This is a genomic window from Propionispora vibrioides (assembly GCF_900110485.1).
Taxonomy (GTDB): domain Bacteria; phylum Bacillota; class Negativicutes; order Propionisporales; family Propionisporaceae; genus Propionispora; species Propionispora vibrioides.
Window position 1 is genome coordinate 1 of record NZ_FODY01000042.1, and the last position, 23,350, is coordinate 23,350.

Consider the following 23,350-nt stretch of genomic DNA (forward strand, 5'->3'; position numbering starts at 1 on the left):
ATCGGTCATTGACGAGGCTGCCTCATAGCAAAGGGCGGCTTCCCGACAGCGTCGTTGTACTTCTCCGACGGTGGATCTTGCGCAGCCAACGCTTGCTGCTATTTCGCGCTGACGGTGACCTTTTTCAGTTAGTCGAAGGATTTCTAGTATTCTCACTGGTTCCTCACACCTCATAAATTTCTCCCCTAGCAATGGTCTTTTAGACCATTGTAGAGGGTTTCTTCACGAGGTGGCACCAGTTATTTGGCCGAATGTGCTCGGATTGGTTGGCCGAATAGCTCCGGATTCACTGGCCGAATGTGGCCGGAATCGTTGGTCGAATCACACCGGAATATGCAATAACTCTTGATTTTCTGTAAAGATCATATTTGACCAACTCCTTTTTAAATTTGTTCTTAGTATAAGAAAAATTGCTAAAACTAAAAATGATGGAATAGGCCGATTTATTTGGTAAATAAATCGGCCTATTCCATCATTTTAATTATGTTTTAATTATGATATAATTAAGATTTATTTAAATTATTTTCTTACTTCTATATTTTAAAATATTTCAGATAAATTGCTTGCCGTAATTGAAAGAAAGCTTGGGTATAATTTGTATGATTATCATTTTTTAAGGATTGGTAAAGTATCGCGGATCTTTCAGTAAGATCATAAAGTAGTTGATTGTAAGTATTGTCTCTATAAGATCTAAAAGTATCATAAATTAAACAGGAAAGCCGAAAGCGCGGAGGAATATTTCTTGTATTATTATCTATTTGAGTTTCGAGTAGTTTGTATATATAAATTTTTAATGCTGGCAATAAATTTTCTATATACATTGCTATTAGTTCCTTTTCTGGCTCAATTAAATCATTGATCATGAAATAATTTATGAGAAATATCCCGCTGAATGTTTGTTCAATGTTAAGCAAATGATGAATGTCTAATATATCTATTTTTTCTGGATCTAGAAGCATTGATAATGGATAAAGTAAACGAGAATATTTGTTATAGAGAAACAGTGTGAATAATGGATTATAAGCAGTCTGGTTATTTATATACTGCTTTAAATATAGGAGCAGTAAGTGCATGGTATTTACTTCTGCAAATAAAATATTGTGATTATTTGAATTTTTTCTTGGAAAGACAGTTGAATCTATATATCTTGGAATGAAAATACTTTTAAACTCTTTAAAGAGATGAAAACTATCTATCTTAATATTTCTTGATTGTCTATTGATAAGGTGTTGAAAAAACAAGGGGGAAATAGAGGGTTCAATTTCTATTTTCAATCTAGAATTTGGGAAATCATGGACGTTTGCCAGAGCTAGATATTGGTTAAAGGAAGAAGTAACGCTATTATAACTGTCTTCGGGGTGAAGTATTTTGTAAATCTGACTATTGCTACTGCGATTCAGTTTGATCATACTTTCTTCTAATAATTCAAATCGTAAATCTAGTTTTAAACTTTCCAAAAATGATTGATAAGATTCTACAGTAGGTGAAATTAACTCTTTATCAAGTAGGTCAAGAGGTGATGGTATAATTTCAGAACTAAGGAGCAGTTCTATAATAAATTTACTTATGCCAAAAAATTCTAACGATTCAAAAATGTCATCAATTGAACTACGATTACGCACATTAAAACCGAAGAATTCTTCAAAATCTTGTATAGAAGAACTTAAAGAAAGAGAAGTAGAGTTTGCAAAGTATTTTTTAATAGTTTCCATTTTAGTTTTTTTATTGTTTGAAGTGGTTGCTTTACGTATCATTAAAAATCTCCTCATAAGGTTTGTTCCAGATGTTCCAATAAGTATTGAGTTTTTGAATATATAATAATATATTGATAAAGTATGAGGAACGAGTATATATACCTAATTTTTTTTTAAAAGGTAATTTTAAATGGAACTAGTGGAACTTTAAATAAGGTCGGTAGGTATGTGCCGTTCTTAATAGTAACTTATTTTTAGTCTTACCCCTTCCCTTTTAACAAGATATAATTTTATTGTAAACTATAAAATGTCAAATATATATTATTTAAAAGAATAATGTATGGGTTATTGTTAGCAAAGAGGGCTGTATGGATTTTTTCATACAGCCCTTTAGTTGTTTTAAAAACCGTCCTTAATTTCAATATTATTGAAATTAAGAGTAATATGATTGAGATATGTCTCATGCTGATTGGTTTTATAATGAAATGGGAGGAGGTGAATCTTAGTGGCAAGATGTCAATATCATGCTAAATATCGCCAAATTGGAAGAAGAATAGCTTTTTATCGTAAACTGCGAGACCTTTCACAGGATGATCTTGCTGCTAAGATTGGAATAAGCAAAAGTTATCTGAGTAAAATTGAGGCAGCTAATTCAGATATAAGCTTCTCCTTGGACGTTCTATTTGCAATTGCAGAAGGTGTTGAGCTAGATGTCGTCGTGTTCTTTCTACCTATAAATGAGAATCTTGCACATGGGTAAGGTGTGTATTTAATGTTTAATGTGATATTGCAATTTGTGGTAATCAGTCAATTTAAATAAGAAAAGGAGTAGGTAAATGAAACGAGCAATTATTATCACGACCATTTTAGCATTTTTACTTTCTAATAGTTTAGCTATTGCGTCCTCTATTAGCGAAAAAACAAGGGGAAAGCCCTTGGCTTGGTATGATTGCTTTTTTACAACAAGCTCAAATGAGGACCAAATAAATTCAAGTAATACACTTACATTATTTAACGATATGTATTATTTAAAAATGAAGCAAACCAGTGGAAAAGATATATCGAATTTATTAGGACAGAATTACAACTTTTATTCAGGAGAAATCAATGGCTATGGTGTCGATGTACGTGATTATGGATATTGTCAGCTATACTCAAATGGTGATTTAATGGGTTTGGATTTTACGACTAGCGCAATCAAAACGTTAAGAAATGTAAAAGTAGGAGATACGGTTGATTTTATGATTCAACAGTATGGAAAACCTCGTGCATCAGGGATTAATAACGGTCTTACTTGGTATAGATACTCAGATGACATATTAGATCCTAACTTTTATCTATATTTTATTTCTAAGGACAATTGCATTACCAAAATTATGGCTCGTTCCGCTCGGTTAGAAGAAAGAACTTTTAGGCAAAGCGTAGCAGTAAATAAAAGTAACCATTTTAAAGGTTCACAATTATACTCATTAGGAAGTTTTGGACAAAGAGAAGGAACTGTGGAATTATTAAATGTTAGAGGAGCAGGACATGTCTCATTACCGCTAATTTCGGATTTGGCAGACTATTTGGATTTGGAATTCGATTCTGCCAATGAAAGTGTAAAAATAGCACTTAGCAAAGTACAAAAAGATCAGTATGGGAAGACATATACGCAGGACTATAATCTCTTTGCGAAAAGCTATAATGGTGGACCAATAAACATAACAGTCAGAAATAACATTTTAACGCTAAACATTAACGGGCAAGAAGTTTCATATGATCGGTTTATTTATTTAAAAGATAGCTTGATTATTGTGTCAGGTGACAATAGCCTTGAGGGAGATGCTAAGTACATACCATAAGTGAATGCTTTACGTATTAGATGGGAGGTCATAAAGTGATATTAAAGTGGGGACTGTATGGCGGCATAATTGGATTTATTGGGATGGGAATCATGTCGATTAATTCAATAGGATTTTCCCAGGTGATTGCCAATGGATTTGGTGAGTTCATAAAGACATGTGCGGTTATGGGGGTAGCCGGATTTTGCATTGGCGCAGTTTTAAGCAGGTGGATAATGAGGCACTTTTGAGAAGTAATTAGGCTTAATAGCTGGACAAATTATTGTCCAGCTATTTTTACGCCTATCCAAGGAGAGAGGTGGCATTGATGCGGCTGTTAAGATACGGACAACGGTACTGGGCAATATATGACAAGAATGGAGAATTGATATGTGTGACGGTTTATAAAAAGGGGGCTTTAGAGGTAATGAAACGCTTGAATAATAACGAGAGAGAAGAAAGTGATCTTTAGCTTTAAATATGGAAAGCAAGTATGTGTTAGCATTTGCTTGCTTTTTTTACAGTACCGAAAAGTAAATTCTGTTTTCATAAATATATATTATGACCTTGATATCCATGCTAGATGGATAGTCTAATCCACTAGGAACACATTATCATAAATAAAGTTTTAGGGAAATTTGATATTTATATTTAAGGTTAAAGAATATAGTTCGTCCTATAAAAGCAATTGAATAGGCCTAAAAAGGAGAACATAATTCTAAAAAATCTATAACAAAGGATGGGTTTATTATGTTTGATGATTATGAGGATATTCTAACAGTATCACAAATAATGGAAATTTTGTACATTGGGAAAAATACAGCATATAGATTGTTGAATTCAGGCCAAATTAAATCCTTCAAAATTGGTAAAGTGCATAAAGTACCTCGAAGAGCTCTTGAAAGATACATTTTAGATAAATGCAATAAATAGTCTAATTATATTTAATCATTAGAGATGCTGTAATATCGCAGGAATAATATTGATTTATGACGAAGTTTACTCACATAGAATATGATTGGATGGTAAGTATGTATAAAATTATTGATTTATTTTGTGGTGCCGGAGGCCTTTCTCTTGGCTTTAGCGAGGAATTCGGCCATCATTTCAAGCCTGTATGGGCTAACGACTTTAATCAATATGCCGCAAATACTTATAATGAGAACTTTGGAAAGCACTGTGTTGTAGGGGATATTGTTGATTTGTTAAATGATTCCCAAATCAGTATTCCTAAGGCGGATGTTGTTATTGGAGGACCACCGTGTCAAGGATTCAGCCTATTAAATAAAAATCGTGATGGTGATATAAGAAGACATCTTTGGCTCCCTTTTATGGAAGTTGTGGAACGTTCAGGTGCGGATATTTTTGTTATGGAAAATGTTCCGCAACTACTCAATTCTAGAGAGTATGAAGATATTGTCCGACATGCAATCAATTTGGGATTTTTCCCTCCGGTAAAAGCTAAATTATGCGCTGCCGATTATGGTGTTCCTCAGGTCCGGTATAGGGCTTTTATCATCGGGTGTCGTTTTACAGACCCTAGTGATTTCTTTCCTCCGCTAAAAACGCACATTAATCCTAATTTTAGTATGAAATTGTCTGCGGACTTGCAGAAAGAGTACGTGAAAAATCCTAGACCTTGGCAGACTGTTCGGGAAGCAATTGGAGACTTACCCTATCCGGAAGGAACGGAGATTCGGAAAGATTTTTCTCCTCCGTTGGACCTTCATTTTGGAAGAAATCCTACAGAAATTAGTCTTAAACGATATATGTCAATACCTAATGAAGGTATGAATCGCTTTGATTTGCAACGGATTGCACCTGAAATAACACCACGGTGTTGGATAGAGAAGACTTCGGGCGGTACGGACTTATTTGGGAGGCTTTGGTGGGATAAACCTTCGGTTACAATACGTACAGAGTTTTTTAAACCTGAGAAGGGGCGCTATTTGCACCCTTGTCAACATCGTCCGATTACTCACCGTGAAGCGGCAAGGATTCAATCATTTCCTGATTCTTTCCTATTTCTTGGTAGTAAAATAGAGATTGCAAAGCAAATTGGCAACGCTGTTCCGCCTCTTCTTGCTTCTCAAGTTGCGGGATGTATAGAAAAAATTCTAAAAAAGAAAGACAAAGAAAAAAGTGCCTGATAAATTTGACAGTATCAAAAGAAGTCAAATAATGTCTCGAGTTAAAGTAAAGAATACTGCTCCTGAGATCAAGTTGAGAAGCATTCTTCATCGGCATGGGTTTAGATTCCGATTGAACCGAAGTGATCTTCCAGGTAAGCCCGATATTGTACTGCCTAAATATAAGACGGTTATATTTGTACATGGTTGCTTTTGGCATGGTCATTACTGCAAGAGGGGAAAACGGCCTAAAACAAACGAAGAGTTTTGGAATAAAAAAATTGATGGTAATATCAAACGGGATGAATTAAACATAAAGAGACTTGAAGAACTTGGCTGGAGAGTTTTAGTTGTTTGGGAATGTGAGATAAAAGATAAGGACCTGCTAGGGCGCATAGAGAACTTTTTGAGCAGAATGCCTGCTGGTAGTTGGTAAATTTTTGTTTTAATAAGGAGCGAATAACTTGGTTAGACGATCTATGCCTAATAATGATCCTGAAAAATTGCGGCAGTCTTTGGTGGAGTTGTTAACAAACTTTGCTGTGGAGCTTAAGAAAAGTGATATCCGAACCAAGGTCATAGCTTTGATTCCTGCATTTCACAAATTAAGGGATTTAGGTAGTTCATTTATCCCAAAAGATGAGGCACCTTCAGCTCGTGATAGAATTATCTCCTACTTATTACAATATCCTTATAAGGTAATTGATGGGGAAGAATTGATGGTGGTTTCAGGTATAGGCGAATGGGCTCGGCGTGTACGCGAACTACGTGTACAATTTGGGTGGTGGATTTATTCCGGTGTTACGTTTGGAGATATTGCTGATGAAGAGGAGACGGTAAATGCTTTAAACGATATGGGGATTGACTCCACAAAAATTAAGCCGGATCAGTATGTACTTATGAGAACTGAACAAGATCGGGATGCTGCACTTCGCTGGAATGTAATTAACGAAATAAGAAGGAAAAAAATATCGGTTAAAGATAAGATTATTGAATACTTACGCAAAAATGTAGGAGTGCAAATTACTGGTGAAGAATTGAAATATCTTGCTAATGATGCAAAAGAGTGGGCAAGACGAGTTAGAGAATTACGTACAGAAGAAGGTTGGCCAATCGTTACTAAAAACAGTGGGCGAAGCGACTTGCCTGTTGGGGTTTATATCTTGGAGGAAGATAAACAAGCATATGAACATGACCGGAGAATACCTGATGAGATACGTGTGGCGGTTCTTAAAAGGGACAAATTTAAATGTGTTGAATGTGGTTGGGATAGAACGATACTTCGACGAGAAGATCCTCGGAAAATGATTGAACTTCATCATAAGCATCAGCACAAGGATGGTGGTGAAAATACTGTAGAAAATTTAATTTCACTTTGCAATGTTTGTCATGATAAAGTACATAGAAAATAAACATAACTATTGTTATTTGTCAGGGAGGATAGGTTGAACACATAGCAGAAATTCCTTGCCGTACTTATCCTGTGAGTATAAAACATTAACTTCCATAAAATGTTAATTTTGGCTGAGGCAGTGTGTGATATAAGCTGCTCTGCTGAAGCATACTAAATATTAATATAAAGCTGTTCACATTAGGCAGTAATAACTTTCTGTGTCTTAGCTTAGGGAATATCATAGTATGTAATACATGGATTTTCGCATTGGATTGAGTGTAGTGGAAAGTTCTATAGCAATGAATTCTAGTTTATATTAAAGGGAATAAACATTTTGTAAGGAAAATAAAAAGTATCATATTAAAATCAAATGAAGGTGAATAAAATGATGTTTACTGTAGATGCGGAGAATATTGTTTATGTTACTTTTCTTAAAGAATATAAAAATCAAATTAAAACAGAACGAAAAGCAATTTCTATAGAACAAATAAAGAGATTTACAGAAAAGGCACAAGCCGTTATGAATGATTGTAACTTTGAAATATCGGAGAATTCGATATGTTCAGCAGTTGAATTTTATTCAAATATATTTGAGTGGCGGAATGATAAAATAACTTTTGTTAGTGAGTATGAAAATAAATTCCATGAACTTGAAGCTGTATTTTCGAGAAGATTACCTAATCGTGTATCAAAGGCACTACAAGAAATCGTTCAAGCTGAATAAAGAGGGTAGTTGCTAATGGATTCGAAATATAAAGTAATTAAAGATTCTGTCCATGGATATATAGAAATACCGGAAGTAATAATTGATCATATTATAGATACTCCGCATTTTCAACGTTTAAATAGAATTGAGCAAACTAGTATGCGGGTTTTATATCCGTCTGCCAGACATGATAGATTTATTCATTCGATTGGGACATATTATTTAGGCTGTAAGGCTTTTAGATATTTTAAAATAAATATTAATAATGAATTTCCCGAATTGGATATTTCGCCGGATCAATGGGATAAGTGGCAAATTTCATTTGAATTAGCGTGTCTATTACATGATGTTGGACATTCGCCTTTTTCGCATACTTTAGAACATTTATTTCAATCTAAAAAGCATAATATTGATAATGAAAGAACTGAAACATATATAGATTTTAGGTTGAAGTCAAAAATGAGTGAATCTTTAAAAGATAAGTTCAAGGAGCAATTTGAGGATTATTGTAAGACATTTGAAACTGATTATCGTGGTTGCTCGCCTGCTCCTCATGAGAGAGTAAGTTCAATTGTAGTTTTAGAATGTTTTCAATCAATAATTTCCGAATTAGGTGCAGATATCGAATTAATTGTCCGCTCGATTATTGGATGTGTTTATAAGAATCCTCAAGATCACTATGGAATAAAAAATTGCTTAATAAGAATGTTGAATTCAAATCTTATTGATGTAGATAAACTTGATTATATTGCTCGCGATACGATGCTAACAGGATTTGAAAACATTACGATTGATACAGAACGTCTACTTCGTTCAATGACTGCTTATAAGGTTCGAACTGATTATTACCCGGCGTATAATAAAAATGCCTTGAGTGTTATTCAGAATGTTATTACAGCTAATAATGCTCAGCAAGCATGGATTGTAAATCACCACGTAGTTATTTATAATGCTCATTTGGTGAAAGTGTCCATAAACAAATTGGCTAAAATAATGCATGATAATCCCCAAAAGTGGCTTGAAGACCTATTTTCAGTGGATAGTATTATAGGAAAAGTAAAACTTGAAGGGAAAATCAATACAGAAATAAATATGTTATGTGACGATGATTTGTGGCATTTGCTAAAACGGTATATGGAGGATATTCCGGAAGTACAAGAAATGTTGGATAGAAGGAAGAGAAAGACTGCTTTATGGAAATCGTTGGCGGAGTATACTACTTTATTTGATATGGAAGAGCGTCAAGGGGAGTATAGTTTTAATATATATTCTTCTTATTTTTCAAATGCATGTTCAAGTGCAACTAATTTTAGCGGATATTTGAATGTTTCGAAAGAAGACGAGCCTAATTATGCGGCAGATACTAATTTGGATTATGATACATGCAGTAGTTTAATTGATGAATTTTGTAAAAAATATCAATATGATTCTAAGCAATTTATTTGTTTAAAGGGTGGTGAAACTTATAAAAATAATGCTGCAATTGCTCGAGATTCTATAATGATTAAATTCGGGAATAGAGAAAAGAACTATAAAGATGTAATGAAATATTACAACCAAACTTCTAATGCGAGTACAATGGGTGCAGGATCGTCTAGTTACTTTTTTCTATACTACAATGCAAGCGATAAACCAATAAATAAAGATGAATTTGTCGATTTTATAAAAATATGTCCTGAATTCAGAGCTAATAATACATAATACGTGGTAACATGGTGGTAACATACGAATTAACACTTGTTGTTAGAAAGCAGCACTTCTTAATAAGTAGGGGTATTGCAAAGATAGGTATAGTAAGGATCTAAGGAAAGAGATGGTAAGAAGGGTAAATAGATAAAAAGTTGGTTATCCAACTCGAAATCAAGTGTCCTGTCAAAGGGACCGTGGGTTCGAATCCCACCCTCTCCGCCATAAACTACTAAAATTACCGCTGGCAATATGGCCGGCGGTTTTATTTTTGCTTAGAAACGAAGCATTATGTTAATTTGTTGCAAAATTTGGTACAAAATCGTCTCAGACAGAAGCGAATAGGTTGTAGATAGAGAAATTAACAAGAGCCACTATTATACTTGACAGCATCAGGTTGGGGCGGTCATTTCTAATAATTGCGCACTTACGCTGACTTGATTGATATTTTCGAGCACAAACACGTTCAAAATTTCCTGCAGATCGGGAGGAAACCCGTAACCCCCCGGAAGCCCGTTAATCATATCGATAAGGCTGGCCCGTATGGTTGGGGTGAGGAGTACCTCGGGATGGGGCGATATGATCGTACTAAGGTTGTTATATAGGAAGACTTCAACCCGGTCACGACCGTCTTGACTGCCAATCAGTAGAGGAATTAAAGAGGCCATCAATATTCCTTCTTTCCTCGATATGATAATATTACAGGTCTTAAAAACACTAGGGCGTGTTTGCAAACTGTCCCGAACGCTCCCTGACGGCTCTTTTTGGGCCATACTTCCTTAAATTTTTTTGAAATAGGGGTCACTATTGCTGCAAAAATTCAATTTGTCTGGCGCAAAAATCACTTGTCATGGATCATTCCGTTAGTTTGCAAAGACACCCTAAGAAGAGGACGCAGCAGTGTTTTTTTATGATCTATATATATGGCGAAGTGTAGGCGCTGGTGTAACGATTATCAAAAAGCGGCAACTTTATTTAGCGATTTTTCAGAGAGTCGCTGTTTTTTTATATAGCTATCGAAAAAGTAAAAGAGACCTGAGACGATAGCAAAATGCCGTGTCGTACACAGGTCTTTTAGCGTGTTTATGGTTAGGTGGATGCTGCGGAGAAACCAAATTGGCTTTTGTACTATAAAGAGAGACGCCGGGCCACTGGACGAAAGCGCTTTGCCTTTCAGGCGGTCAAGACTTCTTATAGTTTTCGGTTTCGCTCCAGCGCCACTGCCAGTTTTGCGTATATAAGCCAGCCAGGTCTTTGTTACCGTGGATAACCAGGCAATTCTCCGCGTTGTTGTGTTCAGCCGAATGGGTGAAGTTAAAGCTGCCGGTAATCACATCTACGCCATCGATAATCATTATTTTGCTGTGGGCAATTTGAAAATCCGAATCGACCTTCAGGCCAATGCCGTTGGCAACGATGGAATTCAGCAATTCTTTTTCCTTTTTGCTGCGGGAGCTTTCTTTGTCGTCATCGGTTACATTGCTCTTATCAATGATGATTTTTACGTCTACGCCGCGCTTTTTCGCATCAATGAGCGCCTGGATAATTTCCTGCGAGGTAAAGCTGTAGGCCTGGACCTGGATGCTCTTTTTCGCTTGACCAAGCTCTTTCACAACCATCGGGGTGATGCCGCCTTCGGGTGAGAAGGCAACTTCCGTACTGCCAACCGAGGGTACGGTATGTACGCCGGCGAAGGCCGCCGGTATGACTGCTTTCGCGTGTTCGGCTGCTTTGCCGGAAACATTGGCGATTTGCTGTTTGTTGCAGCCGGCGATAAAACCAGCAGCAAAGACAAAGACAATTAAACAAGCCGATACTCCATATTTTTTTAGATTTATTTGCATGATATCACCTCGCTATTGTATTCGGCAAAAAAGGAGAAAACCCTAGTTTGAAAACATGCCTTATAACGGTATAAACTGCTCGTCTAATAGCTGGTTGAAGAGTATAATAGTAGCCAGAGTCTTGGTTTGCCGCGGAGGAAATAGGTATGACACCGAAAAACTATCTGGATTTAGGCATTGAGCTGCTCAAAAGGGGCGACCGGGAAGACGCAGTAACGGCCTTTTGTCTGGCTATAAAGTTGGATGCCAAATACGTACCGGCTTATAATAATTTAGGATTGGTTTTAAAGGATACAGACCGGCCGCAGGAGGCGGCGGCCTGCTTTTACCGCGTCCTGGAACTGGACCCGGACAATTCCTATGCCTATAACAATCTGGGCTTATTATGGATGGAAGCGGGTGACCGGGAACAGGCGGCAGCCTGTTTTCACCGGTCCATTGCGCTTGATCCTGGGCAAGCTGCTGTTTACAATAACCTGGGCACTGTATTGGAGGAACAATATTGTCTGGTTGAGGCGGAAGCCGCCTATCGGCGTGCCGTTGAGTTAAGATCTAATTATCCGGAAGCACAATATAACCTGGGGCGGTTTTTGAAAGTGCTTCAGCGGTTGGAAGAAGCAATTCCTTATCTTCAGCGGGCGGTTGCCTTGCGTCCTGGTTATCAGGAGGCCGGTTATTCACTGGCCAGCTTATATCTGCAGCAGGGTCAATTCGCTAAAGGGTGGGGTTTATATGAACAGTCGCGGCGCCGGAGATATGGCAGCCGTTATTTCTCGGCACCTCACTGGCAGGGGGAAGCCTTAGCCGGGCGGCGGATTTTATTGTATTGGGAGTATGGCTTTGGCGATACTCTTCAGTTTGTCCGGTATGTCCCCTGCATAGCGGCGCTGGCGGCTAAGGTGGATTTGTGGGTGCAGCCGCCGCTGGCCGCCTTACTGAAAAACACCTATCCGGGGTTAGCCGTTTATTCAGGTACGACGGCGCCGGTGGAAAACTATGATTATGTTTGCTCTTTGATGAGTCTGTCGGTCATTCTGGAAACCTGCCTGGAAAGTATCCCGCCGACGGTGCCGTATGTTTTGCACTCTAACGGGGCGGCAGTGTCAGCTTGGCAGGAACTGCTGGGAACAATGGCTGGCCGCGGATATAAGGTTGGGTTGGTTTGGGCCGGCAATCCCAACCATAAAAATGATGATAACCGGTCCATTCCTTTTTCGCTGTTGTCTCCCCTGCTGGCGGTACAGGGCATCAGTTGGATAAGCCTGCAGGTTGGCCCGCGAGCGGGTGATCTGGCGGAAACGCCCTCCCCTGTGCTGGATGTTTCGGATCGGCTTACCGATTTCCTGGATACGGCAAGGCTGGTGGAGCAGCTTGACTTGGTGATAACGGTTGATACCTCGGTAGCGCATTTGGCCGGGTCGCTGGGGAAAGCGACCTGGGTTCTGTTAGCTTTTGACACCGACTGGCGATGGCTGTTGACGCGGGAAGATAGCCCGTGGTACCCTGCGGTTAGACTGTTTCGCCAACGTAAACCGGGTGATTGGCAGGAGGTGGTGGCCAGAGTCAAGGCGGCCTTAGAACGCCTGCCTGTCACAGTCGGGCAGGTTGACCAATAAACGTATCTCTGGCAGGTGACGATTGTGAATACATTAAGCAAATAAGCCTTCCGACAAATCGTCAGAAGGTTTATTTATGCTGACTGCAGTTTTATTTGATTATACAGTAGGCCTGTTTGTATGCCATTGAGGCTTGTGTAATCGGTGGTGCTTCCGTTATGGGCGGGACAGGCAAAGAACTAATCCTTTTTGTTTAGGGGAAGTGACGGCGTGTACAACAAGAATAGCCCGCAGGACAAAGTGGAATACCATAATCAGGCACAGGTTATGGGCAGGAGTTTAGCTTTCGGTTGCGGAATTTAACAGAATATATTGCAGTAAGTGAGGAGGAAGCAAGACTATGCGGGAATTGTATGTGTGGTTCAGCCAGGGGCTGTATTCCTATAGAAATATCGGACTGCTGCTGTTTCGCCTGGGCATTGGCGGCATGTTCATGTGGCATGGTTTTCCGAAGATTGCCGGCGGCGTGGAAAAATGGACCGAACTGGGGCAAACGATGGCGGTCTTTGGTATTACCTTTGCGCCGGTATTTTGGGGGTTCGGTAGTGCATTTGCCGAATTTGTCGGGGGTTTTTTGATTGCTGTCGGTCTGTTTTACTGGCCGGCTTGTCTGTTGCTGATCAGCAACTTGAGTATTGCCTTTCTCAGCCAGATGCTGACAGATAAAGGCTTGTTAAAAGCCTCTCAGTCGCTGGAGGATGGATTTAGCTTTTTGGCCGCTCTTTTTATTGGGCCCGGTAAGTACAGTCTGGATGAATATCTGGGTTTAAGTCCTTCAGCCAATTGGGGAAAAAGAATAATGAAGCGGCATTGGTAATAAAAAAATCCCGCTTCGGCGTACAGGCCGAAGCGGGATTTTTTATGTCACCAAAAGTCAGTAAAGACAAATGAATAAGAATATACAGAAAAATAAGCTTTTAGGAGATGGTTGGAGCTAATTTGTGGAGGAGCAGCCTTTTTTCTGTCGTATAATATTTATTGTGTATTGTGGAAAACTGGTAATCAGAAGAGAAGGGGTATCCTATGGCGTCAATCCGGCAAGGGATTGCAGAACGAACATATGTTGTTATTACTATTCTAATGACTATAGCGACAATCATTGTCGGAACTTACTATATAGTAAGAGAGCAGGCGAGAATTGTCCACGAACAGGAATTGAGGCTGTTCCAGGCCGCGGTAGAGTTAGCCCTGCAAATACCGAAATCTCAGTTTGACAGTAAGGTAAAAGAAGTCGAAGTATTGCCGATTGCGCCGGACAAAAAGGCAACGGTGATGAATGACTGGCTGCAGCCTATTCTTCAGGCTCAAATAGATAGGCATCCTGGCTTTGGCATGGGCATTTATGCCAGGGGAATTGACCGTATTGTTGCGATTGGTCCTGATTTTGACGGCGGGAAGCTTCAGCAGGGAGACGAAACATACTTTTTCAGCGCCTATGTATCGGGAACGGCTCAGTTCAGTAAGTTTAAACGGACGCTTTTTTTTAACGGCAAACCGGTCAACAAAGTGATTTATCCGATTTCTTACCAGGGAGACTATATCGGGCATGTATGGGTCTGCTCCAAAACCGAGGACCTGAATCCGATTATGCTGGCGGCTATTGCCAAGGTTATAGGGATAGCGTTGCTGCTTTGGTTAATCATTCTTTTTACCCTGCGGTTGGCCTTTCGGAAGCTGCAGACCGGCTTGCGAAATTTGGCTAATCAGATCCGGAGTCAGGATTTTGACCGGCAATCATTTGCCTCGTTTCCTGAACTGCTGCCGGTTTTTGACACAATCGTGCATTTGCGGGAGAAATTAAACGACGAGTGCCTGCAAGGAATGAAAGCACATGAAGAATTGGCATTATTCGTTGATTTGTCGGTAGACATGATATTTGTCCGGGGCTTCGACGGTTCTTTTAAAAGAATTAATCCGGCCGTAACCAAACAACTGGGCTATTGCTTAGCTGACTTGACGGCGCCGGGCATCATTGAAAAGATTCATCCCCGGGATATTGAGGGTGTGCTTGCGGCCTGGGGGCGTGTGCTGGCCGGAGAACCTTGCCTGCAATACGAGAACCGCTGTCAGGCGAAAAACGGTGAATACCGGTGGTTGGCCTGGAGCGCGATTTCTAGTAAGGAGCATGGTTTGATCTATCTGGTAGCCAGGGACATTACGGAACAAAAGGCGATCAATCAGAAGCTGCTAACTATGGCATCCATTGTAGAATACTTTTGCGATGGTATTGTCGGACTGGCGCCGGATGGAACGATTCAAAGCTGGAACCGGGAAGCGGAGAATCTTCTGGGTTACAGGGCGGCGGAAGTGATGGGAAAATGCCTGTCTATGTTTTGTGCGACCGGCTGCGGGCAAAAGACTGAAGAAGTGGTCGAGATGGTAAAAAGCGAAGAAAAGGTGCAAAATTATCAATGCATTTTACAACGGAAAAATGGCTTGGCGGTGGATGTGTCAATTACCGTTTCTCCGATCTGGGAGGATAACGGTGATCTGGCAGGTCTTTCGGCCACGATCAGGGACATTACGCAACAGAAGAAAATGGAACGGGATATAGTGCAGATGGACCGTTTGCAAACAATTGGACAAATGGCGGCCGGTATTAGCCATGAAGTTCGCAACCCAATGACCACGGTCAGGGGATTTTTGCAGATGATTGGCCGGAAACCGCAATATGCTAAGGACAAAGAATATTTTGATCTCATGATAGAAGAACTTGACCGGGCCAATACCATCATTAAGGAATTCTTGTCGATTAGCGACACCAAGGTACACAAGCTGGAAGCCAGCAAGCTGAATCAGATCATTGAGGCCATTTTGCCTTTACTGCAGGCCGATGCCCTGGAACAGGGGAAAAACCTGGAGGTGGATTTGAGCGAGACTGGTGAACTGCTATTAAATCCGAAGGAAATCCGCCAGCTTATTCTCAACCTGGTGCGGAATGGTCTGGAAGCGATGGCTGCCGGTGGTTTGGCAACCATCAGAACTTACTCCCGGGGGCGTGTGGTGGTACTGGAAATTGCCGATCAGGGAACGGGAATTCCGCCGGAGATATTGGACCGGCTGGGGACGCCGTTTCTTACGACTAAGGAAAATGGCACCGGTCTTGGCCTTGGCGTTTGTTATGGCATTGCCGAACGGCATCATGCCAAGATCGATGTGGCCACCGGCCCCGGCGGAACGACTTTTTATGTTAGCTTCGACAGTCAGTGTCGTGATAAAGATACGAAACAGTAAAGACAGGTTTACGGGCATGCAACAAGGCTGCCCGGCTTATCTTGTAAAATTGTGAAGTTGAGACAGCTGTGTTGAGATATAGTGGTTTGTCTATTTTGAAAGAGTAACTTTTGAAAGAGTAACATAATTCGCGAAATTTTTATCGCGAGGCGAGGGAGTGGCGGCGCACATATCGAACATATGTAGCCGACGATAACGAAGCATTGCGGGGACAAGGCCCGTGAGAAATTATGATTTCAGAGCAGACAGACCGCTAAGCTGATCTTGTACGACGGTAGCCGAGAGGAGAGGGTGGGACGAATGTATATTAGGGAGTTATTTTATCAGCGAAGAAAACCGGTTGTTTCCCTGGAGATTTTTCCGCCGAAGCCGACTTTGCCGATTGAAAGCGTTTACGCTACTTTGGAGGGACTTAAGGAATTGCGTCCTTCCTTTATCAGCGTAACCTATGGGGCGGGTGGCAGTAATTCGGCCAGAACCATCGAGATTGCCGATAAAGTAAAAAATCATTACGGTATCGAAGTATTGGCACATCTAACCTGTGTGGGACTGACAAGAGAACAGATTACGGCTACCTTGGATCAACTTGCCGCTTGCCAGGTGGATAACATTCTGGCTTTACGGGGCGACCCGCCGCAGGGAGAGACTGTTTTTGTCCAGCCGGAAAATGGCTATCGTTATGCCGCTCAGCTAGTGAAACACATTAAAGAGAACGGACGATTCTGCCTTGCAGCGGCGGCTTATCCTGAAGGACATATAGAGTGCCGGGATATGGCGCGCAATATAGAGTACCTAAAATACAAAGTGGATCAAGGGGCGGATTTCCTGATTTCCCAGCTGTTCTTTGATAATGACAGTTATTACTCTTTCCGGGAACAAATGGAGCGGGCCGGTGTTCAGTGTCCGTTGTCAATCGGCATTATGCCTGTGCTGAATGCCGCCCAGATCGAGCGAATTACCGCTTTATGCGGCGCGAAAATTCCGGCCGCATTACAGAAGCTATTGGACCGGTACCGGGATTCGGCGGAAGACATGGAGAAAGCAGGCATCGAATATGCCTGCGAGCAGATTGCCGATTTACAGAAAACCCGGTTTGAGGGGATTCATATCTATACAATGAATAAAGTAGCCCAGGTGCAAAGCATACTTCAAAACACGGGGCTGCTGAACGAATCATAAGGGGCGGTGGCGGGCACACTAAAAAAGGACAATCAAAAAGTGTGAAGGCTGGAGACCTGCGAAGCAATCGCGCTGGATACCGATAGAATGCTGTTGAGATTGGTTTCCGGATTGGTATTCAGATTGTCGAGAATGTCCAGGAGTATCAGTATGGTGTAAATTGACGCAAAGTCACCAAACTGTAAGGCCCGGTTGGCCGTCAGAGAATATTTGGCGGCTTGTTCCGCCAGGACCGGATTTCGCATCAAGAGCCCTCCTTTTAGAATATTGTATGCGTTATCTTACATAAATTGACACAACATTTTGTACAAACTGCTGTTGACAACTACCAGACATAAATGGTATTATATTTTGCGTAGCCGATACATGGCCTACAGTTTTTACAACTCTATGATTGTTTCGTTTGGTAGACCTGGAGAGATGTCCGAGTGGTTGAAGGAGCACGCCTGGAAAGCGTGTGTATTCGAAAGGGTACCGAGGGTTCGAATCCCTCTCTCTCCGCCACATCAAGAAAAACAAGCACTTATGACCTATGATACTATAGGAACGTAAGTGCTTTTTTGCTATCCTGTGTACATGCCTGGTTTGAGTGCACATAAATCACTAGCCATATCATTGGTAGTATCATTAGGTGTATACTGTCTAACATTGGGGGGCAGTTCACAGTGTGGTTGAAGTGAATAAAAACCTTTCTGAAAGGAAAAGGGATTTGGGCTGTTAAAAAAGAATGAGCACATATAGTGATTGTGTGAAGTAGTACTTTTGGTAAGAATTCAGCAGTACGATATTGAGAAGGAGGTTGGTAAGAATGGAAAACGACTATAATGATAAATCTATGCAGGTCATTGATACAAATTCAATGCAGTGGCAGGAACATTATAGCAAAACAGCGGGCAAAATGATGTATAAAAACTTATTGGTTCAAGACCAAGAAACTGGTATGAAGGTTGAGAAAATATGTTATCCTAGGGGATTCATAACTAAATGGCACTACCATAACTGTGCCCATGGCATATATGTTTTAGAAGGAACTTTAAAAACACATGATGGTTGTTATGGGCCGGGATCTTTTGTTTGGTTTCCTGAAAAATCCCTAGCTGAGCATGGAGCAACTGAAGAAGCGGATGTTGTTGTATTATTTATAACTAATAAACTTTTTGACATAAACTATGTAGATAAATAAGGGCAAGAAAATATATCCGGGCTGTGTTAGTGGTGCAGGTTCCGAGTGCTGTGTTTATTTATTCCATAATTTACCGAGACTTCTCCCTTGCACTCTTCAGTTATGTATAGTATAATCTTAGAGCAGAGGACAGTGCATGTGCCTAGTTAATGACTAAAAGTGCATCATTAGTACCAATATTGGCAAAAACATTAGATACAATCTAGGGTTGTAAGTGGTTTTTCTGGAGTAGACGCTTCGGTACCGCCTGGAAAGCGTGTATATTCGAAAGAGTATTGAGGGTTCGAATTTCTCTCGCTCCGCCATCATACAAATTAGCCGCTTAGCGGCTTCTGTTTTTAAGGTCGGACCGCGGTAATGTTGGGTCTTGCGCAATAGGAACTCATGAACTCCGCCAGGTCCGGAAGGGAGCAACGGTAAGTGATCATTCTTATGTGCCGCGAGGGTGCCTGATTATTACCGTGGCCCGACGTTAAAAACAGGTATATAGAATATGTAAAGCAGCCAGGGAAGTTATTTTCTGGTTGCTTTTTGGCATTGGGCCATCATCATGCAGGGAGGGACAGCCGTGTCTTATGTAGCACTTTATCGCCAATGGCGGCCGCAGGATTTCAATAATCTCGTGGGGCAGGAGCATGTCTCACAGACTTTGAAAAACGCTATCCAGTTGGGCCGTATTTCCCATGCCTATTTGTTTGCCGGCCCACGGGGTACAGGCAAAACCAGTACAGCTAAGATCTTGGCCAAAGCGCTCAATTGCGTGGAGGGGCCTACCACGGAACCTTGCAACCAATGTGCCAATTGCGCTAAAATTACTGCCGGCACCTCTATGGATGTCTTTGAAATTGATGCGGCCTCCAACCGGGGAATTGATGAAATCCGGGACCTCAGGGAAACCATTAAATTTGCGCCGGTAGACGGACGTTACAAAGTATATATCATTGATGAAGTACATATGTTAACCACGGAAGCCTTCAATGCGCTGCTGAAAACTCTGGAGGAACCGCCGGCCCATGTGGTCTTTATTTTAGCGACCACGGAAGCGCATAAAATTCCGGCGACCATCCATTCCCGCTGCCAGCGTTATGATTTTAGGCGGATTAGTAATCAGGAAATTGAAGACCGTATCCGGGAAATTGCCGCCCATACCGGACTGACCATTGAGCCGGAGGCTGTCAGATTGATTGCCGTGCACGCTGACGGCGGACTGCGCGACGCGCTCAGCATTCTCGATCAGTGCGCCACTTTGTCCGATTCGGCGATTGATACGGCTAAAGTGCGCCAATTGTTAGGGCTGATCGGTCACGAATCGATTTTGCGTCTGACCGGTTGTCTAGCAGATAAAGCGCCCAAAGATGTACTGCTGGTGGTGGATGAATTATGCCGCCAGGGCAAGGATGTGCGTCAGGTGCTGTTAGAGCTGGTACAGCATTTCCGCGGACTGATGTTGTACAAAGCGGCACCTGAATTGGAAAATATAGATGTGTATGTAGGTGATAAAGCTGTATTGGCTGAGCAGAGTGCCCGATTCAGTCATGAAGAACTGTCGGGGATGATTCATATGCTGCATGAGGCTGCTAACGAAGCCCGGCGGGTGCCGGAGCCGCGGATTGCTGCCGAAGTGGCGCTGCTGGCCATGTGCCGCCGGCAGGGAAGCGGCAGTATGGATGCGCTGCTCATGCGCCTGGAAGCACTGGAAAGTAAGTTGAACCACTGGGAAAATTCGGGGGGAGCGCCGGTTCGGCCAGGCATACCCCAAACCGCCGCTCCGGTCAGGGAAACCAGAACCGTTGCAGCCGGCCAGGTAAACAGTGTGGAGCCCGCCGCTCCGGTGACCGCTGCCAAAGCCACAGCGGCATCGGCCGCACCGAAGGCAGCCCCGGCAGTTTCGGGCGAGAAACCCAAAGACATGAATCAAGTCTGGGACGGTGTCTTGCGGGAGTTGCTGGCAGCCGGTAAACGTTCGGTACATGCCTGTGTGGCGCAAGGCCAGTTGGTGGCATTCGATGAAAAACAGGCTGTCATTCAGTTTACGGCGGCCTTTCCGAAAGAACGGACGGAAAAAGAGGATTACCGTGCTATTATAGAGAAGATATTCATGCAGATTTCGGGCTATCCGGTTCAACTAAAGTGCATGCTCGGCCACGCGGCGCCGTCCAAACCTGCCGAAGCGCCGGGAACAGATAAAACAGCCGCTCCTGCCGGCCCTAGTGCGGCAAAGCAGCCGGAAGAGGACCACGCGTTAAAACAGGCGTTAAAAATGTTTGGCGGTAAAGTGATCAAGCAGGAAAATCATGAGGAGGGTTAATACATATGTTTGGAAATATGGGAAACATGGGAAATATGGCTGGAATGATGAAAAAAGTACAAAAATTGCAGGCCGATATGGCCAAGATGCAGGAGGAATTGAAAGGCCGTGTTTTGGAAGTCTCCTCCGGCGGTGGTGCCGTTAAAATCGTTATTACCGGCGAGAAACAAATTCAGTCGGTAAAAATTGATCCCGGTGCAGTAGACCCGGAAGATATCGAAATGCTGGAAGACCTGATTGCGGCTGCCGTAAATGAGGCGATCAAAAAAGTAGACGATATGATGGCGCAGGAAATGGGCAAACTGACCGGGGGCTTGAATCTTCCGCCGGGAATGTTTTAAGCTCCATGCAATATATCGCACCGTTAGCCAATTTAATTGAACAATTCCGGGCATTGCCTGGCATTGGAGCAAAGTCCGCTGTGCGGCTTGCCTATCATGTACTGGAAATGGATAAAGATAAGGCTACCGCGTTGTCTAAAGCTATTGTGGAGGCTAAGGCCAAAATCAGCTATTGCCAGACCTGTTTCAATTTAACTGATTGCAACCCTTGCGCTATTTGTCAGTCGCCGAACCGGGATCGAACCGTCCTCTGTGTTATGGAGGAACCCCGCGATGTGGCAGCGATGGAAAGAACACGGGAATATAAGGGACTATACCATGTACTGCATGGTTCATTATCGCCACTGGAAGGGATCGGGCCTGAGGAGTTGCGAATTAAAGAGCTTTTGGTCCGCCTGCAGGACGGCAGTGTAAAAGAAGTCATCATGGCCTCCAATCCCAATGTGGAAGGCGAGGCTACCGCCATGTACCTGGCTCGGCTGATTCAGCCGCTGGGTGTCAAGGTAACGCGCATTGCCCATGGATTGCCGATGGGCGGCGACCTGGAATACGCCGATGAGGTTACCTTGTCCAAGGCGCTGGAAAACCGGCGTGAAATGTAAGGATGTTTAATAACCTCCTCTTGTGGAAAAAATAACCGCAAGAGGAGGTTTTATTTATGGTGATGACATGGCAAAAACTTGTGAAAAACCTGTTAACTCCGGAAGAATGCCAGCCTAAGTCCCTGCCGGACTTAAAGGAAATGGTGGAACAGGCCAGGCAGGAATGGCTGTCGGCCCAATATTATTACAATACCGTAACCGATAAGGACCTGGTCGATCATGCTGTATATATGATGCAAGCTGCGGAAAAGAAATACGTTTACTTACTCAAACAGGCCCGGCAGGCCGGTATTACTCACTACCCTTATCCCGGACATATAGAGGAAGACTCAAAACTTGTATATTAATGATAAAAAAATCAGAGCCTGGCTCTGGTTTTTTTATTAACCGTGCGGTGCAGGGGAGTTTATGCTCTTTTGTCATAAACCGGACTGGCTGCGACTATATTTTGGAAGAGAGGTATCGGGGGAGGGATGAGAATGATGGCATGGCGGACCCTGTTGACAGGATGGTTGATGGAAGAGCAGCGCACAGCCACGGTGCCCAACCTGTGGGAGCTCATTGAACAAGCAAAATGCGACTGGCTATATGCGCACAGCTATTATAACAATGTAAGCGAGCCTGATTTGTTGGAATATGCCATATATATGATCAAAGCCTCGGAGAAAAAGTATACCTATTTACTAAAACAAGCCAGGTTTGAAGGACTGAAAGAAGAAATACACATAAATCGTGCTAATAAATACATGACAGGCTGTTAAATCTGATTTACAATAAAAGAAGCAAAGGGGGGAGTTATGATGCCACCGCTTTTTGGGATGGAATGGAGTATAAATGTAATCATTGCCTATGCCTTCGGCATTATATTGATTTATTTATTGGGTCGAATGTTTTTAATGCCGTTGCGGCTTATTTTTCGCCTGATTTATAATGGCCTGGTGGGAGGCGTCATGTTATGGGTGGTCAACTTTGTTGGTGCCCACATGGGTTTTACTTTGGCGATCAATCCGATTACGGCGCTGATTGCCGGCTTCTTGGGTTTACCGGGCGTTATCCTGCTGATTCTATTTAAACTGTTCATTGCCGGCTAGGGTGTGAAAATTTTATAATGCACGTATATAATCCAAACAACGAGCATATGCTAGAAACCGTGAGCATATGCTCGTTGTTTGCCTGTCAATCTAGCATACTCGGGATAGAGTACATTGCCCCATGAGTCAAGTCTATGATATATTATACAAGTCGTCACAACACGGCAAACAAAAAAACAGGTTGACAGGCAAAAGCCGATGTGATAGTATATAAAAGCTGTCGCAAGGCGGCGGTCAACAGGAACTGCGGCAACGCAGTCCGGTGTTCTCTGAAAACTGAACAATGTAAGGTATAAACAATATGCCAGATGTGCGGACTCGTATCACTTAGGTGATACAGTCACAATAAATAATTCTTTAAACAATTATAGAGCCATCAAAAGGCTCCATAAATAAACTTTTATGGAGAGTTTGATCCTGGCTCAGGACGAACGCTGGCGGCGTGCCTAACACATGCAAGTCGAACGGAGGTTTTCAGCAATGGAGATCTTAGTGGCGAACGGGTGAGTAACGCGTAAACA

Annotated in this window: 23 protein-coding genes, 1 tRNA gene, 1 rRNA gene and 1 other RNA gene; 22 read left to right on the top strand and 4 right to left on the bottom strand. The window is 42.1% G+C overall.

The annotated features are described in order from the left end of the window. Positions 1-533: 533 nt before the first annotated feature. Entirely contained in the window at positions 534-1,754 is a 1,221-nt protein-coding gene (locus BMW43_RS20165; RefSeq protein ID WP_091752192.1) for a hypothetical protein, read from the bottom strand. Between the two features lie 445 nt (positions 1,755-2,199). Between BMW43_RS20165 and BMW43_RS20170 the strand changes: the two genes are divergently transcribed. The 8 genes from BMW43_RS20170 to BMW43_RS20210 all read left to right on the top strand — a co-directional run bounded on the left by BMW43_RS20170 (position 2,200) and on the right by BMW43_RS20210 (position 9,446). After that, the gene (locus BMW43_RS20170; RefSeq protein WP_091752195.1) at positions 2,200-2,454 is read left to right on the top strand and encodes a helix-turn-helix domain-containing protein; all 255 of its coding nucleotides are present in this window, start codon (positions 2,200-2,202) and stop codon (positions 2,452-2,454) included. 76 nt (positions 2,455-2,530) lie between these two features. After that, positions 2,531-3,538 (top strand): hypothetical protein, encoded by a 1,008-nt coding sequence (locus BMW43_RS20175; RefSeq protein ID WP_091752198.1) that lies wholly within the window; start codon positions 2,531-2,533, stop codon positions 3,536-3,538. Positions 3,539-4,267: 729 nt separating this feature from the next. Then, positions 4,268-4,450 (top strand): helix-turn-helix domain-containing protein, encoded by a 183-nt coding sequence (locus BMW43_RS20185; protein WP_091752204.1) that lies wholly within the window; start codon positions 4,268-4,270, stop codon positions 4,448-4,450. A gap of 98 nt (positions 4,451-4,548) precedes the next feature. Beyond that, positions 4,549-5,667 carry a DNA cytosine methyltransferase gene (locus BMW43_RS20190; protein WP_218140745.1) on the top strand — a complete coding sequence of 373 codons (1,119 nt, stop codon included), beginning with the start codon at positions 4,549-4,551 and terminating at the stop codon, positions 5,665-5,667. After that, on the top strand, positions 5,660-6,082 hold the full coding sequence (locus BMW43_RS20195) for a very short patch repair endonuclease (protein WP_091752208.1): 423 nt from the start codon (positions 5,660-5,662) through the stop codon (positions 6,080-6,082). Before BMW43_RS20190 ends, BMW43_RS20195 begins: the two co-directional genes overlap by 8 nt. A 28-nt stretch (positions 6,083-6,110) precedes the next feature. After that, positions 6,111-7,058, top strand: a complete 948-nt coding sequence (locus BMW43_RS20200) for an HNH endonuclease (protein WP_218140747.1) — start codon at positions 6,111-6,113, stop codon at positions 7,056-7,058. 366 nt (positions 7,059-7,424) lie between these two features. Continuing rightward, entirely contained in the window at positions 7,425-7,763 is a 339-nt protein-coding gene (locus BMW43_RS20205) for a hypothetical protein (RefSeq protein WP_143050676.1), read from the top strand. A gap of 15 nt (positions 7,764-7,778) precedes the next feature. Then, positions 7,779-9,446, top strand: a complete 1,668-nt coding sequence (locus BMW43_RS20210) for an HD domain-containing protein (RefSeq protein ID WP_091752217.1) — start codon at positions 7,779-7,781, stop codon at positions 9,444-9,446. 377 nt (positions 9,447-9,823) lie between these two features. Here BMW43_RS20210 and BMW43_RS20215 read toward each other — a convergent pair whose 3' ends face one another. Next, positions 9,824-10,099 carry a hypothetical protein gene (locus BMW43_RS20215; RefSeq protein ID WP_091752220.1) on the bottom strand — a complete coding sequence of 92 codons (276 nt, stop codon included), beginning with the start codon at positions 10,097-10,099 and terminating at the stop codon, positions 9,824-9,826. 513 nt (positions 10,100-10,612) lie between these two features. Then, positions 10,613-11,275, bottom strand: coding sequence for a phospholipase D family nuclease (locus BMW43_RS20220; RefSeq protein WP_091752222.1), 663 nt, complete (start codon positions 11,273-11,275; stop codon positions 10,613-10,615). A gap of 146 nt (positions 11,276-11,421) precedes the next feature. On the opposite strand from BMW43_RS20220, the gene BMW43_RS20225 reads away from it, so the two are divergent. The 4 genes from BMW43_RS20225 to metF all read left to right on the top strand — a co-directional run bounded on the left by BMW43_RS20225 (position 11,422) and on the right by metF (position 17,304). Continuing rightward, a complete protein-coding gene (locus tag BMW43_RS20225) occupies positions 11,422-12,891 on the top strand; it encodes a tetratricopeptide repeat protein (RefSeq protein ID WP_091752225.1) in 1,470 nt (489 codons plus the stop codon). Positions 12,892-13,231: 340 nt separating this feature from the next. Next, positions 13,232-13,708 carry a DoxX family protein gene (locus tag BMW43_RS20230; protein WP_091752228.1) on the top strand — a complete coding sequence of 159 codons (477 nt, stop codon included), beginning with the start codon at positions 13,232-13,234 and terminating at the stop codon, positions 13,706-13,708. 206 nt (positions 13,709-13,914) lie between these two features. Further along, complete coding sequence (locus tag BMW43_RS20235; protein ID WP_091752230.1) at positions 13,915-16,125, top strand: PAS domain S-box protein; 2,211 nt, start codon at positions 13,915-13,917, stop codon at positions 16,123-16,125. A gap of 300 nt (positions 16,126-16,425) precedes the next feature. Continuing rightward, positions 16,426-17,304, top strand: a complete 879-nt coding sequence (gene metF, locus BMW43_RS20240; protein WP_091752232.1) for a methylenetetrahydrofolate reductase [NAD(P)H] — start codon at positions 16,426-16,428, stop codon at positions 17,302-17,304. Between the two features lie 32 nt (positions 17,305-17,336). On the opposite strand, the gene BMW43_RS20245 is transcribed toward metF, so the two are convergent. Continuing rightward, positions 17,337-17,549 carry a hypothetical protein gene (locus BMW43_RS20245; RefSeq protein ID WP_091752234.1) on the bottom strand — a complete coding sequence of 71 codons (213 nt, stop codon included), beginning with the start codon at positions 17,547-17,549 and terminating at the stop codon, positions 17,337-17,339. A 169-nt stretch (positions 17,550-17,718) separates the two neighbouring features. Here BMW43_RS20245 and BMW43_RS20250 point away from each other — a divergent pair. From BMW43_RS20250 to BMW43_RS20295, 10 genes are all read left to right on the top strand, one after another. Next, a tRNA-Ser gene (locus BMW43_RS20250) sits at positions 17,719-17,808 on the top strand. 304 nt (positions 17,809-18,112) lie between these two features. Further along, complete coding sequence (locus BMW43_RS20255) at positions 18,113-18,487, top strand: cupin domain-containing protein (RefSeq protein ID WP_218140748.1); 375 nt, start codon at positions 18,113-18,115, stop codon at positions 18,485-18,487. 358 nt (positions 18,488-18,845) lie between these two features. After that, positions 18,846-18,945: signal recognition particle sRNA small type (ffs, locus tag BMW43_RS20260), an RNA gene on the top strand. Positions 18,946-19,055: 110 nt separating this feature from the next. Beyond that, the gene (gene dnaX, locus BMW43_RS20265; protein ID WP_091752237.1) at positions 19,056-20,795 is read left to right on the top strand and encodes a DNA polymerase III subunit gamma/tau; all 1,740 of its coding nucleotides are present in this window, start codon (positions 19,056-19,058) and stop codon (positions 20,793-20,795) included. Positions 20,796-20,800: 5 nt separating this feature from the next. Beyond that, entirely contained in the window at positions 20,801-21,136 is a 336-nt protein-coding gene (locus tag BMW43_RS20270; RefSeq protein ID WP_091752239.1) for a YbaB/EbfC family nucleoid-associated protein, read from the top strand. A gap of 5 nt (positions 21,137-21,141) precedes the next feature. Next, positions 21,142-21,738, top strand: a complete 597-nt coding sequence (gene recR / locus BMW43_RS20275) for a recombination mediator RecR (RefSeq protein ID WP_091752241.1) — start codon at positions 21,142-21,144, stop codon at positions 21,736-21,738. A 56-nt stretch (positions 21,739-21,794) separates the two neighbouring features. After that, positions 21,795-22,085 (top strand): DUF2508 family protein, encoded by a 291-nt coding sequence (locus BMW43_RS20280; RefSeq protein ID WP_091752244.1) that lies wholly within the window; start codon positions 21,795-21,797, stop codon positions 22,083-22,085. A 132-nt stretch (positions 22,086-22,217) separates the two neighbouring features. Next, entirely contained in the window at positions 22,218-22,499 is a 282-nt protein-coding gene (locus tag BMW43_RS20285) for a DUF2508 family protein (RefSeq protein WP_177173700.1), read from the top strand. A gap of 36 nt (positions 22,500-22,535) precedes the next feature. After that, positions 22,536-22,829: a pro-sigmaK processing inhibitor BofA family protein gene (locus BMW43_RS20290; protein WP_245732650.1), complete on the top strand. Its 294-nt coding sequence runs from the start codon at positions 22,536-22,538 to the stop codon at positions 22,827-22,829. A gap of 399 nt (positions 22,830-23,228) precedes the next feature. After that, a 16S ribosomal RNA gene (locus tag BMW43_RS20295) occupies positions 23,229-23,350 on the top strand; the annotation flags it as partial.